Source organism: Streptomyces sp. NPDC002144 (assembly GCF_053593695.1).
On record NZ_JBSFDB010000004.1, the window covers coordinates 263,295 to 279,911 of the forward strand.

15 protein-coding genes are annotated in these 16,617 nt (G+C 67.9%); 9 read left to right on the plus strand and 6 right to left on the minus strand.

The genetic code is table 11. The annotated features are described in order from the left end of the window. Positions 1-251: 251 nt before the first annotated feature. On the plus strand, positions 252-2,909 hold the full coding sequence (locus ACWCQ1_RS08435; RefSeq protein WP_133048342.1) for a transglycosylase domain-containing protein: 2,658 nt from the start codon (positions 252-254) through the stop codon (positions 2,907-2,909). 131 nt (positions 2,910-3,040) lie between these two features. After that, positions 3,041-4,549, plus strand: coding sequence for a glycosyltransferase family 87 protein (locus ACWCQ1_RS08440; RefSeq protein ID WP_451026098.1), 1,509 nt, complete (start codon positions 3,041-3,043; stop codon positions 4,547-4,549). A gap of 85 nt (positions 4,550-4,634) precedes the next feature. On the opposite strand, the gene ACWCQ1_RS08445 is transcribed toward ACWCQ1_RS08440, so the two are convergent. From ACWCQ1_RS08445 to ACWCQ1_RS08455, 3 genes are all read right to left on the minus strand, one after another. Then, entirely contained in the window at positions 4,635-5,666 is a 1,032-nt protein-coding gene (locus ACWCQ1_RS08445) for an alanine racemase (RefSeq protein ID WP_133048340.1), read from the minus strand. A 74-nt stretch (positions 5,667-5,740) separates the two neighbouring features. Continuing rightward, entirely contained in the window at positions 5,741-6,862 is a 1,122-nt protein-coding gene (gene femX / locus ACWCQ1_RS08450) for a peptidoglycan bridge formation glycyltransferase FemX (RefSeq protein ID WP_133048339.1), read from the minus strand. Positions 6,863-7,041: 179 nt separating this feature from the next. Then, positions 7,042-7,353 (minus strand): hypothetical protein, encoded by a 312-nt coding sequence (locus tag ACWCQ1_RS08455; protein ID WP_133048338.1) that lies wholly within the window; start codon positions 7,351-7,353, stop codon positions 7,042-7,044. Positions 7,354-7,617: 264 nt separating this feature from the next. Here ACWCQ1_RS08455 and rpsF point away from each other — a divergent pair, with 264 nt between their 5' ends. The 4 genes from rpsF to rplI all read left to right on the plus strand — a co-directional run bounded on the left by rpsF (position 7,618) and on the right by rplI (position 9,333). Further along, positions 7,618-7,908 carry a 30S ribosomal protein S6 gene (rpsF, locus tag ACWCQ1_RS08460; RefSeq protein WP_005482942.1) on the plus strand — a complete coding sequence of 97 codons (291 nt, stop codon included), beginning with the start codon at positions 7,618-7,620 and terminating at the stop codon, positions 7,906-7,908. Between the two features lie 78 nt (positions 7,909-7,986). Next, entirely contained in the window at positions 7,987-8,574 is a 588-nt protein-coding gene (locus ACWCQ1_RS08465) for a single-stranded DNA-binding protein (protein WP_133048337.1), read from the plus strand. Positions 8,575-8,631: 57 nt separating this feature from the next. Continuing rightward, complete coding sequence (gene rpsR / locus ACWCQ1_RS08470; RefSeq protein WP_003949403.1) at positions 8,632-8,868, plus strand: 30S ribosomal protein S18; 237 nt, start codon at positions 8,632-8,634, stop codon at positions 8,866-8,868. Positions 8,869-8,886: 18 nt separating this feature from the next. Continuing rightward, the gene (rplI, locus tag ACWCQ1_RS08475; RefSeq protein WP_030938854.1) at positions 8,887-9,333 is read left to right on the plus strand and encodes a 50S ribosomal protein L9; all 447 of its coding nucleotides are present in this window, start codon (positions 8,887-8,889) and stop codon (positions 9,331-9,333) included. A 141-nt stretch (positions 9,334-9,474) separates the two neighbouring features. Here rplI and ACWCQ1_RS08480 read toward each other — a convergent pair whose 3' ends face one another. Continuing rightward, on the minus strand, positions 9,475-10,812 hold the full coding sequence (locus ACWCQ1_RS08480; RefSeq protein WP_451026099.1) for an MATE family efflux transporter: 1,338 nt from the start codon (positions 10,810-10,812) through the stop codon (positions 9,475-9,477). 458 nt (positions 10,813-11,270) lie between these two features. Here ACWCQ1_RS08480 and dnaB point away from each other — a divergent pair, with 458 nt between their 5' ends. Both dnaB and ACWCQ1_RS08490 read left to right on the plus strand, forming a co-directional pair. Then, entirely contained in the window at positions 11,271-12,749 is a 1,479-nt protein-coding gene (gene dnaB / locus ACWCQ1_RS08485) for a replicative DNA helicase (RefSeq protein WP_133048335.1), read from the plus strand. 68 nt (positions 12,750-12,817) lie between these two features. Further along, positions 12,818-14,203, plus strand: a complete 1,386-nt coding sequence (locus ACWCQ1_RS08490) for a serine hydrolase domain-containing protein (RefSeq protein WP_358600545.1) — start codon at positions 12,818-12,820, stop codon at positions 14,201-14,203. Positions 14,204-14,289: 86 nt separating this feature from the next. On the opposite strand, the gene ACWCQ1_RS08495 is transcribed toward ACWCQ1_RS08490, so the two are convergent. Both ACWCQ1_RS08495 and ACWCQ1_RS08500 read right to left on the minus strand, forming a co-directional pair. Beyond that, positions 14,290-14,742, minus strand: coding sequence for an N-acetyltransferase family protein (locus ACWCQ1_RS08495; RefSeq protein ID WP_451026100.1), 453 nt, complete (start codon positions 14,740-14,742; stop codon positions 14,290-14,292). Positions 14,743-14,823: 81 nt separating this feature from the next. Then, entirely contained in the window at positions 14,824-15,690 is an 867-nt protein-coding gene (locus tag ACWCQ1_RS08500; RefSeq protein WP_358600539.1) for a GNAT family N-acetyltransferase, read from the minus strand. Between the two features lie 167 nt (positions 15,691-15,857). On the opposite strand from ACWCQ1_RS08500, the gene ACWCQ1_RS08505 reads away from it, so the two are divergent. After that, positions 15,858-16,490, plus strand: a complete 633-nt coding sequence (locus ACWCQ1_RS08505) for an HAD family hydrolase (protein ID WP_451026101.1) — start codon at positions 15,858-15,860, stop codon at positions 16,488-16,490. Positions 16,491-16,617 lie beyond the last annotated feature (127 nt).

The window sequence follows — 16,617 nt, forward strand, 5'->3', positions numbered from 1 at the left end:
GATCACACCACTTATTCATCCGAGGCAAGTTGTCTGGTTTAGGGCGAACTTGGGAACTCGGTGGGTTTTGACGGTGCGTAGTCTGTGCGCCATGCACACCACCGGGAACCGAGTGACGCGAGGGGGCGTCGTCGTCCTGGGTGCCGTACGGATGAATGCGGGATCGACCACATCCGTACTTCGGGGGGACCGGAAACCAGCCGCCGTTTCCAGGCGCGCACGGGTGCGCCTGCCCGAGGAGTAGTCGTTCGATGAGCGAGCACCGTCGCAAACCGCCGCAGCCGCAGGGAGGCGGACGTGCCGCGGCCCGACGCGGCCAGTCCGGCTCGTCCTCCGGCCGCCGTGCGGCACCGCGAGGCGCCACCGGATCCCCGGCCGATTACGGGCTGGGCCAGGAGTTGGGTGGCGAGGAACGGTCGTACGGAGGCCGAGCCGACGCCCGCCGCGCCGCACAGAGAAACGCAGGAGGCCGCCGCAGAGCGGCCGAGCCCCCCCGCGGTGGTCGACGCGGGGGACCCGCACCTGGGCGCGGACGGGCAGCCGGTCCCCCCCAGAAGCGGTTCATCGACTACCCGCGCGCGGGGAAGTACGGCGCCGCGCGCTGGGTGCCGTCCTGGAAGCTGGTGAGCGGGCTGTTCATCGGTTTCTTCGGCAGCCTGGTGGCCGCCGCGGGCATCGCCTACGCCATGGTGGGCGTTCCGGACCTCGCGAAGACGGCGACGGCCCAGAACAACGTCTTCTACTGGTCCGACGGCAGCGAGATGGTCGCCACGGGTGGCGAGATCAACCGCCAGAACGTCAACCTCTCGCAGATCCCCAAGGAGATGCAGTACGCCGTCATCTCCCAGGAGAACAAGACCTTCTACACCGACAGCGGCGTCGACCCGAAGGGCATCGCGCGGGCCGTGTTCAACATGGCCAGGGGCGGTGAGACCCAGGGCGGCTCCACCATCACCCAGCAGTACGTGAAGAACGCGATGCTGAACGACCAGTCGCAGACCATCTCCCGCAAGCTCAAGGAGATCTTCGTCTCGGTCAAGGTCGGCACCACGGTCTCCAAGGACGAGATCATGGCCGGCTATCTGAACTCCGCGTACTACGGGCGCGGGGCGTACGGCATCCAGGCGGCCGCGCGGGCCTACTTCAACAAGGACGCCGTCGACCTGAACCCCGGCGAGTGCGCGTTCCTGGCCGCGATGCTCAAGGGCGCCACGTACTACGACCCGGCCGGCGCGACGTCCCTCGACCCGTCCGCCACCCCTGAGGCCAACCAGAAGCGGGCCCTGGCGCAGATGCAGGACACCCTGAACAAGATGGTGCAGTACGGCCATCTGAGCGCCGCGGACCGGGCCAAGTACACCACCCTCCCCACCTGGCAGAACCCCCGCTCCAACAACAAGCTGAGCGGCCAGGTCGGCTACCTCGTCGACCTTGCCAAGGCGTATCTGGTCAACAACACCAAGATCACCGCCGATGATCTGCAGAAGGGTGGCTACTCGATCTACACGACCTTCGACAAGAAGAAGGTCAAGGAGCTCCAGACCTCGATCACGAAGGTCCAGAAGGCCAACATCAAGCCCAAGCAACGGCCGAACACGGACACCCACGTCCAGTTCGGCGGCGCTTCCGTGGATCCGACCACCGGCGCCATCAAGGCGATCTACGGCGGTGAGGACGCGACCAAGCACTTCACCGACAACGCCGACCAGACCGGTGCCCAGATCGGTTCGACCATGAAGCCGTTGGTGCTCGCGGCGGCGATGCAGTGGGGTGTCCGGGACAAGAGCCTCGGCCCGGAACAGGCACAGGACGAGCGCACCCAGGTCTCCCCCAAGAGTCTGTACAGCGGCAAGAACAAGCTGAAGATCAAGGACTACGACGGGACGGTCTGGAAGAACGAGAAGGGGCAGGAGTGGCTGCAGACCAACGACGGCAACGAGTCGTACGGCAATCCGCCCAACTACCAGATCGACCTGCGCGAGGCGATGCGTGAGTCGGTGAACTCCGCCTATGTGCAGCTCGGCATGGACGTCGGCCTGGACAAGGTCAAGCAGGCGGCCATCGCGGCGGGGCTGAAGCAGAGCAGCCTGGCCGGCACCAGTTTCCCGTCCTTCTCCATCGGTATCTCCGACCCGAGCGCGATCCGCATGGCGGGCGCCTACGCCACCTTCGCGGCCAGCGGCCAGCAGCGTGATCCGTTCTCCGTCACCAAGGTCACCAGCAAGGACGGCACGGTCTTCACCCACACGGACAAGCCCACCGAGGCCTTCACTCCGGCCGTGGCCAACAACGTCACCGACGTGCTGAGGACCGTGGTCGACAAGGGCACGGGTACCGCCGCGCAGCTGCCCGGACGCGAGGTCGCCGGCAAGACCGGTACCACGGACGGCAACAAGTCCGCCTGGTTCATCGGCTACACCCCGCAGCTGTCCACGGCGATCACGATGTTCCGCTACAACGACGACGAGACGCAGAAGAACCGCACCTTCCTGGAGATGTACGGAACGGGCGGTCAGAAGAAGATCCACGGTGCGTCGTTCCCGGCGGAGATCTGGCACGACTACATGGCGGAGGCGCTGGCGAACGAGCCGGCGAAGGACTTCCCGACGCCGGAGCCCATCGGTGAGGTTGTCAACGACGTGCCGAGTCCGACGCCCACTCCGACGGTCGAGAACACCCCGGAGTCGAGTCCGACCCCGAGCCCGACGCCCAGCCAGACGCTGACCAGTCCGAGTCCCTCGCCGAGCCAGACCTGCCGGTTCAGCTGGCAGTGCACGGGCACCGGCGGCACCGATGCCGGCGGCACGGACGGAGGCGTGACCTCGACACCGACGGCCACGGAGACGTCCGGCAACGGCAACACCAGAGGCAACGGCAATGGAGGCCTCTTCGGAGGCGGGGGCGGCTAGCCGTCAAAACGCCCAGCACGGGTGTTTCACGTGAAACATGTACATGTTTCACGTGAAACAAGGGCCGCCGCACCTGAGAGGGTGGGGCGGCCCTCGGCGTATTCCCAGACATGTACGGCAGGATGTGCGACATGCCCAGCGCAGAATCGACGCAAGCGAGCGTGCACGGAGCGGACCTGGTGCGGCCTACCAAGGAGGACAAGGTCGCCACGACCGGCAGCGAGCTGATCGGCGGCCCCCTCGGGCGGCGCGCCCTGCTCGGGACGTCCTGGTGGACCCCTGTCCGGGTCGTCGCGCTCGTCGCGATCGGCATGTTCGCCCTCGGAATGGTCCAGAAGGCGCCCTGCTACAACAGCGCCTGGTTCTTCGGCGCCAGCTCCCAGTACACGAAGGCCTGTTACTCGGACATCCCGCACCTCTATCAGGGACGTGGATTCGCCGACGGGCTCGTGCCGTACTTCGACAAGCTTCCCGGCGACATGCCGTATCTCGAATACCCGGTGCTGACCGGCGTGTTCATGGAGGTGGCCGCCTGGCTCACGCCCGGCAGCGGCAGCATCCAGGACCAGGAACAGTGGTACTGGATGGTCAACGCCGGGATGCTCATGGTGTGCGCGGCGGTCATCGTGGTCTGCGTGGCCCGCACACACGCGCGCCGCCCCTGGGACGGTCTACTGGTCGCTCTGGCGCCCGCCTTCGCGCTCACCGCCACCATCAACTGGGACCTCCTGGCGGTCGCTCTGACGGCCGCGGCGATGCTGATGTGGTCCCGTAGCCGCCCTGTCGCCTTCGGCGTCCTCCTGGGCCTTGCCACGGCCGCCAAGCTCTATCCCGTGTTCCTGCTGGGGCCGCTGTTTCTGCTGTGCTGGCGCGCCGGCAAGTGGAAGGACTTCGGGAAGGCCGTGGGAGGTGCGGTCGTCTCCTGGCTCGTGGTGAACATCCCGGTGATGCTCTTCGCCTGGGACGGCTGGGTGCAGTTCTACAAGTTCAGCCATGACCGGGGCGTCGACTTCGGATCCTTCTGGCTGATCATGGCCCAGCACTCGACCAGTCCGCTCTCCACCGACACGGTCAACAACCTGGCCACGTCACTGGTGGTGCTCGGCTGCATCGGTATCGCGGTGCTCACGATGACCGCTCCCCGCCGCCCGCGCTTCGCTCAGCTGGCATTCCTGATCGTCGCGGTCTTCATCGTCACCAACAAGGTCTACTCGCCGCAGTACGTCCTGTGGCTCGTCCCGTTGGCGGTGCTGGCCCGGCCCAAGTGGCGGGACTTCCTCATCTGGCAGGCGTGCGAGGTCGCTTACTACCTCGGGATCTGGATGTACCTCGCGTACACGACCAGCGGGAACGCCCACAAGGGACTGCCCGAGGTCGGTTACCAGTGGGTGATCGCCGTCCACATCCTGGGGACGCTCTTCCTGTGCGCCGTCGTCGTGCGCGACATCCTCATGCCGGAACGCGACCCGGTACGCCGGTCGGGTGACGACGATCCCTCAGGAGGCGTACTCGACGGTGCGGAGGACGTCTTCGCTCTGGGAGCCGCCGCCCATCCCCCGCAGCACGCGGCCCACTTCGACGGGCCGCAGGTGCAGTGGGGCAGTCACGGCGCCACACCCCCGAGGGACGGTTCGCTCTGAGCGAACGGAGCGCGCACAAGACCCACGCCAAAGGCCGTACACGGAGCGCTCCGTGTACGGCCTTTCGGCTGCTCCGGCCTGTGGCTCAGCGATCGACGATGCGGTCGAACTGCGTGGTGGTGTGCCGCAGATGGGCCACCAGCTCCTCGCCGACCTTGGGCTCGGGCGCGTCCGACGGGACGAAGAGGATGGAGACCTGCATGTGCGGCGGCTCCGCGAACCACCGCTGCTTGCCGCCCCAGACGAACGGCGAAAGGTTCCGGTTCACCGTGGCGAGACCGGCCCGGGCGACGCCCTTGGCGCGCGGCATGACGCCGTGCAGCGCCTTCGGGGCCTCCAGGCCCACCCCGTGCGACGTACCGCCCGCCACGACCACCAGGAAGCCGTCCGAGGCCGCCTTCTGCTGGCGGTAGCCGAAACGGTCCCCCTTGGCCACGCGCGTGACGTCCAGGACCGCTCCGCGGTACTCGGTGGCCTCGTGGTCCCCCAGCCACAGCCGGGTGCCGATACGGGCGCGGAAGCGGGTCTGCGGGAACTGCTGCTGCAGACGGTGGAGTTCGTCGGCCTTGAGGTGGCTGACGAACATCGTGTGCAGCGGCAGCCGGGCCGCGCGCAGCTGGTCCATCCAGCCGATGACCTCCTCGACGGCGTCCGAGCCGTCGGTGCGGTCCAGCGGCAGGTGGATGGCGAAGCCTTCCAGGCGCACGTTCTCTATGGCGGCGTGCAGCTGAGGCAGGTCCTGGGCGCTGATGCCGTGGCGCTTCATCGAGGACATCACCTCGATCACCACCCGGGCGCCCACGAGGCCGTACACGCCGTCGATGGACGACACCGAGCGGATGACCCGGTCCGGCAGCGGCACGGGCTCCTCGCCACGCCGGTACGGCGTCAGCACCAGCAGGTCACCACCGAAGAAGTCCTTGATGCGCGCGGCCTCGTACGTGGTGCCCACGGCGAGGACGTCCGACCCCAGCCGCGTGGCCTCCTCCGCCAGCCGCTCGTGCCCGAACCCGTAGCCGTTGCCCTTGCAGACCGGGACGAGACCCGGGAACTGCTCCTGCACGTGCTTGTGGTGCGCCCGCCAGCGCGCGGTGTCGACGTAGAGCGTGAGCGCCATGGCCGGACCTGGAACCTTTCTGGTCGCTGCGGTGTATCAGAGGTATGGGAGCTATTGAGGCGAAGAACGCGACGTCAGCGACGCGACATGTAGATGTCGAGCGCCTTGTGGAGCAGCTTGTTGAGCGGGAAGTCCCACTCACCGAGGTACTCGGCCGCCTGGCCGCCCGTGCCGACCTTGAACTGGATGAGGCCGAAGAGGTGGTCGGTCTCGTCCAGCGAGTCGGAGATGCCCCGCAGGTCGTAGACGGTCGCGCCGAGCGCGTAGGCGTCGCGCAGCATCCGCCACTGCATCGCGTTCGAGGGCCGGACCTCACGGCCGATGTTGTCGGAGGCACCGTAGGAGTACCAGACGTGGCCGCCGACGATCAGCATGGTCGCGGCCGAGAGGTTCACGCCGTTGTGGCGGGCGAAGTACAGCCGCATGCGGTTGGGGTCCTCGGTGTTGAGGGCCGTCCACATGCGCTGGAAGTACGACAGCGGGCGGGGCCGGAAGTGGTCGCGCACGGCGGTGATCTCGTACAGCCGCTGCCATTCCTCGAGATCGTGGTAGCCGCCCTGGACGACCTCGACACCGGCCTTCTCGGCCTTCTTGATGTTGCGGCGCCACAGCTGGTTGAAGTTCTTGTGGACCTCTTCCAGGGAGCGGTTGGCCAGCGGCACCTGGAAGACGTAGCGCGGCTGCACGTCACCGAAGCCGGCGCCGCCGTCCTCGCCCTGCTGCCAGCCCATGCGGCGCAGCTTGTCCGCCACCTCGAAGGCGCGAGGCTCGATGAAGTCGGCCTCGATGTCGCGCAGCCGCTTCACGTCCGGGTTCTGGATGCCCTGCTTGATGGAGTTCGCGTCCCAGCGCCGGATGATCACCGGCGGCCCCATCTTCACCGAGAAGGCGCCCTGGTGCTTGAGGTGCGCCAGCATCGGTTCCAGCCACTCGGTCAGATTCGGCGCGAACCAGTTGATGACCGGGCCCTCGGGCAGATAGGCGAGATAGCGCTTGATCTTGGGCAGCTGGCGGTAGAGGACGAGACCCGCGCCGACGAGCTCACCGGTCCGCTCGTCGAACCAGCCGAGGCTCTCGGAGCGCCACTCCGCCTTGACGTCAGCCCAGGCCGGGACCTGCATGTGGCTCGCCGACGGCAGGCTCTGGATGTACGCCAGATGCTGCTCGCGACTGATCGTCCTCAGGGTCAGGCTCATTCGGGGCGCTCCTCGGGCTGGTGTGTCCCCATGGGTACAGGGGCTCCGGCTCTCGCGCCGAAGCCTACTGCGCCTTGCGAGCGCCCCGGCTGGGCGTACGCAACCCGCGCCCCGGCTCATGGGCCGCCGAGGCGTTCCGCGGTGCTTTGTATCAAGTTGGGAGAACGGTGTCCCTGGCGTCAGATGACCCCGCCGAAGAGGCCGCCGTGCGCCATGCCGAGGAAGAAGCCGACTCCGGAGGCGCCGAGGCCGAGGATCAGGCCGAAGCGCTCGCGGGTCGTCTCCGAGATCCACTGTCCGTAGGCGCCGGTGAGGATGCCCACCAGACCGGTCCAGGAGCTCAGCAGGTGCAGGTTGTCGAAGAAGCAGGTCACGAACGCGATCACGCCGAGCACCAGGGTCACCGCGAGCAGCGTGTCCTGGAGCGGGTGGGGCTTGCCGTCCGTGGCGAAAAGGCCTTCGGCGGTGTTGGGTCGCAATGCCTGTGCCATGGGGCACCTCCTGCGAAAGGCGGCGCATCGTAGCGCCATACACACCCGATGTGTACAGACTGACGGTCTCCCGGGCCGGATTTCAACCGGAAGCCGGTGTGCGGGTAGTCTGTACCGTCTGCATTGGTGTCTGCCCAGGCCAGCTCGGGTAAACCGCGAGGTCACCCCTGATTGTCAGTGGCGGCCGATACCGTTGCGTACGCATCACAACCCTCCTGCCACGGAACGACCGTGGCCGCTGAGTCCAAAGGAGGTGGGTTCCACATGCGTCACTACGAGGTGATGGTCATCCTCGACCCCGATCTGGAGGAGCGCGCCGTCGCCCCCCTGATCGAGAACTTCCTCTCCGTCGTCCGTGAGGGCAACGGCAAGGTCGAGAAGGTCGACACCTGGGGCCGTCGTCGTCTCTCGTACGAGATCAAGAAGAAGCCCGAGGGCATCTACTCGGTCATCGACCTGCAGGCCGAGCCTGCGGTCGTCAAGGAGCTCGACCGCCAGATGAACCTGAACGAGTCGGTCCTCCGGACCAAGGTCCTCCGTCCCGAGACCCACTGAGCTCTCCCGCTCAGCCGGATCCCGGGATTCGAGTAGCAGCACAAGCAGCCAGCAGCAAACCCGCCGAGAGGTTCCCCCATGGCAGGCGAGACCGTCATCACGGTCGTCGGCAACCTTGTCGATGACCCCGAGCTGCGCTTCACCCCTTCCGGTGCGGCGGTCGCGAAGTTCCGTGTCGCGTCCACCCCCCGCACCTTCGACCGTCAGACGAACGAGTGGAAGGACGGCGAGAGCCTGTTCCTGACCTGCTCCGTCTGGCGTCAGGCGGCGGAGAACGTCGCCGAGTCGCTCCAGCGAGGCATGCGCGTCATCGTGCAGGGCCGGCTGAAGCAGCGGTCCTACGAGGACCGTGAGGGCGTCAAGCGCACGGTCTACGAACTGGACGTCGAGGAAGTCGGCGCCAGCCTGCGCAATGCCACGGCCAAGGTCACCAAGACCGCCGGCCGCAGTGGGCAGGGTCAGGGCGGTTACGGCGGCGGTGGCGGCCAGGGTGGCGGCGGCTGGGGCGGCGGCTCCGGTGGCGGCCAGCAGGGCGGCGGCGCTCCTGCCGACGACCCGTGGGCGACCGGCGCTCCCGCCGGTGGCAACCAGGGCGGCGGCGGTGGCGGCTGGGGTGGAAACTCCGGCGGCGGTGGCGGCGGCTACTCGGACGAGCCCCCCTTCTAGGCCTAGGGCCGGAGGGCGGGTCGTACCCAAACTTCTTGATCACACAGGAGAAACACCATGGCGAAGCCGCCTGTGCGCAAGCCGAAGAAGAAGGTCTGCGCTTTCTGCAAGGACAAGGTCACGTACGTGGACTACAAGGACACGAACATGCTGCGGAAGTTCATTTCCGACCGCGGCAAGATCCGTGCCCGCCGCGTGACCGGCAACTGCACGCAGCACCAGCGTGACGTCGCCACGGCCGTGAAGAACAGCCGTGAGATGGCGCTGCTGCCCTACACCTCCACCGCGCGATAAGGGAAGGGTGACCGACACATGAAGATCATCCTCACCCACGAGGTCTCCGGCCTCGGTGCCGCGGGCGACGTCGTCGACGTCAAGGACGGTTACGCTCGCAACTACCTGATCCCGCGGAAGTTCGCTATCCGTTGGACCAAGGGTGGCGAGAAGGACGTCGAGCAGATCCGTCGTGCTCGCAAGATCCACGAGATCCAGACCATCGAGCAGGCCAACCAGGTGAAGGCCCAGCTCGAGGGCGTCAAGGTCCGTCTGGCCGTTCGCTCCGGCGACGCCGGTCGTCTCTTCGGTTCCGTCACCCCGGCCGACATCGCTTCCGCGATCAAGGCTTCCGGTGGCCCCGAGGTCGACAAGCGCCGCATCGAGCTGGGCGCGCCGATCAAGACGCTGGGCGCCCACGAGACGTCCGTGCGTCTGCACCCCGAGGTTGCCGCCAAGGTCAACATCGAGGTCGTCGCGGCCTGACGCCGCGCTCGGCTTGAGTAGCTGAGAGAGGGGCCGCCCCGGTCGGGCGGCCCCTCTTCGCGTCCGGGCCCGGCGTCGCGGTCGTCGAGCCAGGGCTCACGATGTTTCACGTGAAACGGGTAAACGAGCCATGCAGGCTGCTCAACGGGTCGCGCCGGTCACCAGCCAACGGCCCGAGCGAGCACGGAGCCACAGGGTCAGCATGCGTACGGCCATCATCAACGTCATCGCCGCCCACAGGGCCGTCAGCCCGCCGCCCAGCGTGGGCACGAGGAGGGCCACCGGGGCGAACACCGCAAGGGTGATCAGCATCGCTCCCGCCAGATAAGGGCCGTCTCCCGCGCCCATCAGCACACCGTCCAGGACGAAGACGATCCCGCAGATCGGTTGTGAGAGGGCGACGATCACCAGAGCCGGCAGAGCGGCGCCCCTGACGACAGGGTCGTTCGTGAACAGCGGCAGGAACACCGGTCGGGTGATCACGACCAACGCTCCGAGGACGATGCCCACAGCGATGCCCCACTCCACCATGCGCCGGCATGCCTGACGGGCTCCCCGGGCGTCCTCGGCGCCGAGATAGCGGCCGATGATGGCCTGTCCCGCAATGGCGATCGCGTCGAGGGCGAAGGCCAGGAGGCTCCACAGGGAGAGGATGATCTGGTGGGCCGCGATGTCCGCGTCTCCGAGCCGGGCGGCGACCGCGGTGGCGATCATCAGGATGGCCCGCAGGGAAAGGGTCCGCACCAGCAACGGCACGCCGGCTTGGGCCGAGGCCCTGATTCCGCCCAGGTCGGGGCGCAAGGAGGCGCCGTGTCGGCGGGCGCCGCGGACGACCACCGTGAGGTAGACCGCCGCCATGCCGCACTGCGCGATGACGGTTCCCCAGGCGGAGCCCGCGATGCCGAGGCCGGCGCCGTAGACGAGGCCCGCGTTGAGGGCGGCGTTGGCGACGAAGCCCGCGACGGCGACATAAAGAGGAGTCTTCGTGTTCTGCAGGCCGCGCAGCACACCGGTCGCGGCCAGGACGACGAGCATGGCCGGGATGCCGAGGGCCGAGATGCGCAGATAGGTGGACGCGTAAGGGGCGGCTGTGTCGGAGGCGCCGAAGAGGCTCACCACGGCCGGCGCGGTGGGCAGCACGGCCGCGATGACGGCGGCACCCAGAAGCAGAGCCAGCCAGATTCCGTCCATGCCCTGCCGTATGGCGGCCTGGAGGTCGCCGGCGCCGACGCGCCGGGCCACGGCGGCCGTGGTGGCGTAGGCGAGAAAGACGAAGACGCTGACCGCTGTCGTCAGCAGGGCCGAGGCGACGCCGAGTCCGGCGAGTTGGGCGGTACCCAGATGGCCGACGATCGCGCTGTCGGCCATGACGAACAGGGGCTCGGCGACTAGTGCGCCGAAGGCCGGCACGGCCAGCGCGACGATCTCTCGGTCGTGCTGTCGCCTGGTGGCCTTGGGGGTCGCGGGAGCCTGTGTCATGAGCATCAATCTAATCGTCCACAGGTAAGAGATGCAAAGCTTTTGTGACCCTTACCTCTCGGTTCGTCGTGCACTCTTTCGCGCGCAGTTCGAAGCGATCTTGGTCTGACGGGGGAAGTTTTTCTTCTGCACAGCCGGTGGACGGGAAAGATGCAGGTCAGATGGCGCCTCACGGAAGGTTCCGGAGCTTGTTCACAGGCCTGTCCACCGCGTCGTGCACAGGTTTTGCGGAGTTCTCCACAGCATCCGGGCCGTCGTCCACATGGCCTGTGGATAACCAGATTGGCTGACGGTGCCCGCGGGCCTACGGTGGTCCGGCGCCCGCTCCGTTCGTCGGCTGGGAAACCCTCACAAACCCGACGCGCCACAACCGGAGTTGGGCCTCTCATTTGTCAGTGCCGTGCCGTAGAACTTAGGGCACGGCTAGGTCCGCTCCGCGGACGGGAGGAGGTGGCTCGGTGAGCATTTCCGAGCCCTTGGACGATCCGTGGGCCGACAGCGGGCCCAGCGATCGTCTGCCCGCCTCCCGGCGGCGTGGCGAGGGAGGCCGGGGTCGTGACGAGCAGCACGACCGAGGCCGCGACAGCGGCTCGTGGGACGGCGGGGGAACGTCCTTCGAGCGTGTGCCGCCACAGGACCTCGACGCCGAGCAGTCCGTTCTCGGCGGCATGCTCCTGTCCAAGGACGCCATCGCCGACGTCGTCGAGATCCTCAAGGGACACGACTTCTACAAGCCGGCCCACGAGACGATCTTCCAGGCCATCCTCGACGTCTACGCCAAGGGCGAGCCCGCCGACCCCATCACGATCGCCGCGGAGCTCACCAAGCGCGGTGAGATCAACAAGGTCGGCGGCGCCTCGTATCTCCACACCCTCGTCCAGACGGTGCCGACGGCGGCCAACGCCGAGTACTACGCCGAGATCGTCCACGAGCGCGCGGTGCTGCGCCGGCTGGTCGAGGCGGGCACGCGGATCACCCAGATGGGATACGCGGCCGACGACGACGTCGACGAGATCGTCAACCGGGCCCAGGCCGAGATCTACGCGGTCACCGAGCAGCGAACCAGCGAGGACTACCTGCCGCTCGGCGACATCATGGAGGGCGCGCTCGACGAGATCGAGGCGATCGGCTCCCGCAGCGGCGAGATGACGGGTGTGCCCACCGGGTTCACCGATTTCGACTCGCTCACCAACGGTCTGCATCCCGGCCAGATGATCGTCATCGCCGCCCGTCCCGCCATGGGTAAGTCCACGCTCGCCCTGGACTTCGCCCGGGCCGCCTCCATCAAGCACAACCTGCCGAGCGTCATCTTCTCCCTAGAGATGGGGCGCAACGAGATCGCGATGCGTCTGCTCTCCGCCGAGGCCCGGGTCGCCCTGCACCACATGCGCTCCGGCACGATGACCGACGAGGACTGGACGCGCCTGGCCCGCAGGATGCCCGACGTCTCCGCCGCACCGCTGTTCATCGACGACTCCCCGAACCTGTCGATGATGGAGATCCGCGCCAAGTGCCGCCGCCTCAAGCAGCGCAACGACATCCGCCTGGTCGTCATCGACTACCTCCAGCTGATGCAGTCGGGCGGCTCCAAGCGCGCCGAGAACCGTCAGCAGGAGGTCTCGGACATGTCCCGTAACCTCAAGCTCCTCGCCAAGGAGCTGGAGATCCCGGTTATCGCGTTGTCCCAGCTCAACCGTGGTCCCGAGCAGCGCACCGACAAGAAGCCGATGGTCTCCGACCTGCGTGAGTCCGGCTCCATCGAGCAGGACGCCGACATGGTCATCCTGCTGCACCGCGAGGACGCCTACGAGAAGGAGTCGCCGCGCGCGGGCGAGGCCGATCTGATCGTGGCCAAGCACCGTAACGGCCCGACGGCGACGATCACGGTCGCCTTCCAGGGCCACTACTCGCGCTTCGTGGACATGGCGCAGACCTGATCCGCCCGCCCGGACCTCCCGGGCAAATGAACTCGACGGCCGAGCGTCCCCCGGGATGGACTGGGGGCATGACGACTTCTCTGGAAGAGCTGCTTCCCGCTACCCGTCGGGCCCTGCTGCACCGCATCGCCGTGGCCCAGACCGAAGGGCGTGCGCCGTCGTTGGTCGCCGCGGTCGTCCGGGGCGGGCGGACGGTGTGGCACGGGGCGCGGACCTCGGTGGACGGACACGGCCCGGACGAGAACGTGCAGTACCGCATCGGCTCGATCACCAAGACGTTCACGGCCGTCCTGGTGCTGCGGCTGCGCGACGAGGGGCTGCTCGCGCTCGGAGACCCCCTGGAGAAGCACCTGCCGGGCACGGGCGCGGGGGAGGCCACCATCGCCGACCTCCTCGCCCACACCGGCGGACTGGCGGCCGAGTCGCCGGGCCCGTGGTGGGAGCGCACCCCGGGATCCCTGCGCCCCGAACTCGCCGACGTCCTGGGCGAGCAGCCCCAGCTGCATCCGGTCGGGCGCCGCTTCCACTACTCCAACCCGGGCTACACCGTGCTCGGCGCGCTCATCGAGAAGCTGCGTGGAGCCCCCTGGGAGGAGGTACTGCGGCGTGAGGTGCTCGAGCCCCTGGGGCTCGACGGCACGAGCGCCCACCCGCGGGCGCCCCACGCGGGTGGCTGGGCCGTGCACCCCTGGGCGGACGTCCTGTTGCCCGAACCCGGCGAGAACCTCGGACGGATGGCCCCAGCGGGCCAACTCTGGTCAACCACGGCCGACTTGGCACGGTTCGCCGTGTTCCTGGCGCAGGGGGACGAGCGGGTCCTGAGTGCCGAGACGGTGCGGGAGATGCGGACACCAGCGGCGCCCGTGGAGGCGGCGGACGTGGCTGACGGAACCTCGTACGGGCTCGGGCTGCAGATCCAGCACCGGCACGGGCGGCTGCTCATCGGGCACTCCGGTTCACTGCCCGGCTTTCTCGCGAACCTGACCATCAGCATCGACGACGACGTCGCGTCGGTGGTGCTGGCCAACTGCACCTCCGGTCCGCCGCTGTTCACTGTCGGCGCCGATCTCGTGCGTATCGTCGCCGAGGCCGAGCCACGCATCCCGGAGCCATGGCGTCCCCTGCCCGAAGTCGACGCAGCCGTACTGGAGTTGGTCGGGCCCTGGTACTGGGGGACATATGCGTTCGCGCTGCGGCTGACGTCCGACGGGAGCATGGCGCTGGAGCCGCTGTCCGGCTCGGGCCGCCGTTCGCGGTTTCGGGCGAACGGTGACGGCACCTGGACCGGACTTGAGGGCTACTACGCCGGAGAGCTTCTGAGGGCCGTACGACGGCCCGACGGGACCGTGAGTCATCTGGACCTCGGGTCGTTCGTGTTCACGCGTCAGCCGTACGACGAGGAGGCTCCTGTGCCGGGTGGGGTGGACCCCGACGGGTGGCGGGGGATCGGCTGAGCACCGAAGCACCCGCGGGCGTCCTGTTTCACGTGAAACAGACGCTTACCGATCCTTCTCTCAGCCGGAGCTGAGGCCCGCCTGGTTCAGAGCTGGAGCTTGAAGCCCACATGCGAGGCGGTGAAGCCGAGCCGCTCGTAGAAGCGGTGAGCGTTGGTCCGAGCCCTGTCGGAGGTCAGCTGGACCAACTGGCAGCCCTGACAGCGGGATTCCTCGATCGCCCACTCGATGAGCCGCGTTCCCAGGCCACTGCCTCGTTCATCGGCATGGACACGAACGGCTTCGATGATCGACCGGACGGAACCCCGGCGCGACAGGCCGGGAATGATCGTGAGCTGAAGGGTGCCGATCACCCGGCTCTTGCGAACGGCGACGACCAGATGCTGATTCGGGTCGGCCGCTAGGCGCTCCCACGCGGTCAGATAGGGCGCCAGGTCCTCCGGAGTCTCGCGCTGGGCGCCGAGAGGGTCGTCGGCGAGCATCGCGACGATCGCCGGCACATCGGCCACCGTCGCGGCCCGTATCTCAAGATCTCCCATGACCGGCACCTTACGTGGGCCGTCGAGGCCTGCGGACAGCCGGGGATGCGGCCGTCCAGGCCTGGAAGCAGCCCGGGACGCTCAGCCCGCCGCCACGGTGACCGGTGCGAAGCGCCGCGTCCAGTCGCCGGGCAGGTCCGGGACTCCGTAGGTCATGACCGAGTTGAAGGCGACCGAGGCGAGCCCCCGCTCCTTCGCCCAGGCCAGCAGTTCCCCATGGCGTACGTCGATGTCGGTGCGCAGGGGCCGGTCGGTGTGGGCGGCGAGAGAGGCCAGGAGCGCCTTCGCCGTCTCGGTGTCCCGGGCGATCAGCGGACCGATGACATGGGTGTCCATGTTGGGCCAGGCAGCCGCGTAGCCGACGATCCGACCGTCCTCCTCGGCGACGCACAAGCGGTCGGCGAAGGCGGGCAGCCTGGTCACGATGTGAGTGCGATCGGTCCCGAACACCTCCTTGTCGAGCCGGAGGATGGCGCCGAGATCCTCGGCGGTTGCTGCCCGTGTCGCGCCCTGGGGAGCCGGCCCACCGGGGATGAAGTGTCCGCGCAGCATCTCGGCTCGGCCGGTGACCTTGAAGCCGAGTTCCTCATAGAGCGGCCGGCCGTACGGAGTCGCGTGCAGCGTCAGCGGGGTGCTCCCCATCTCCGAGACGACGTGCCGCATCAGGCGGCGCCCCATGCCCTTGCGGGCGTGCCGTTCGGCGACCAGCACCATGCCGATGGCCGCGAGATCGGGGCGGTCCCACAGCCCGTACTCGGTGACGACACAGGCGCTGACCAGACCGCCTTCCGGGTCGTCGATGCCGAATCCCTTCCCCGCCGTGAGAAGGAAGCTCCATTTGTGCTCCTCGCGTGGCCACCCCCGGTCCTCGGACAGGTCCGCGCAGGCGCTCAGATCGCGCAAGCTCAAACGGCGGATGGAAAGGTCGGCAAGAGAAGGAGTCGGCACGCAGGTCAGGCTGTCCGACGGGTGTACTCGCCGTCCACCTGTTTCCGGTGAGAAACAAGGGCTTTTGGCCATGTCATGGGCAAGCGCACAGCCCGTTGCCGTTGCCCGATGTTTCACGTGAAACACAGGCCAACGGCGGTCGGCCAGGCGCCGGTAGCCTCGGCGCCATGGCGAGACTTCATCTCTTCGACCTCGATGGCACATTGCTGCGCGGTACCTCGTCGCCCGTCGAGATCTCACGGCAGTTGGGGCTGGAAGCCGAGACGATCGCGCTCGACGAGGCGATCTCGGCAGGGCTGATGGATCCTCCCGAATATGCGACCCGCGTGCACACCCTGTGGGCGGATCTCACGGACGCTCATGTCACGGCGGCTTTCGAAGGAGCCCCGTGGCTGGAGCGCATCCGCGAGGTGTGGGCGGAGATCAGGGAACGGGGCGACTATTGCGCCGTGGTGTCGCTCTCACCCTCCTTCTTCGTGGAGAGGCTCATCGGCTGGGGGGCCCACGCGGCCTATGGGTCGCGTTTTCCCGCCGTGCCGTTCACCGAGCCCGTGGATCCGACCGGAGTTCTGAGTGCGGCGGCGAAAGTCGAGATCGCCGCTCGCCTGTGCGAGGAGTTCGGGGTGACGGCGGCCGACTGCGTGGCCTACGGCGACTCACTCTCGGACCGGGATCTGTTCGCTGTGGTGCCGGTCTCCGTCGCGGTCAATGCGGACCGTCATGTGTCCGGTATTGCCACACACTCCTACATCGGCGGAGATCTGTGGGAAGCATATGAATTGGTTCGCCAGGCCCGGTAACCGAAGGAATCGGTGCCTCGCTGGACCGGACTCGGTCACGCGACGCGGTGAGGGCAAGGCAGCCTAACGGGACGGAGAGATCGAAGACCCACGTTTCCGGTTACCCGGTCGCGGCATCCGTAGGGGG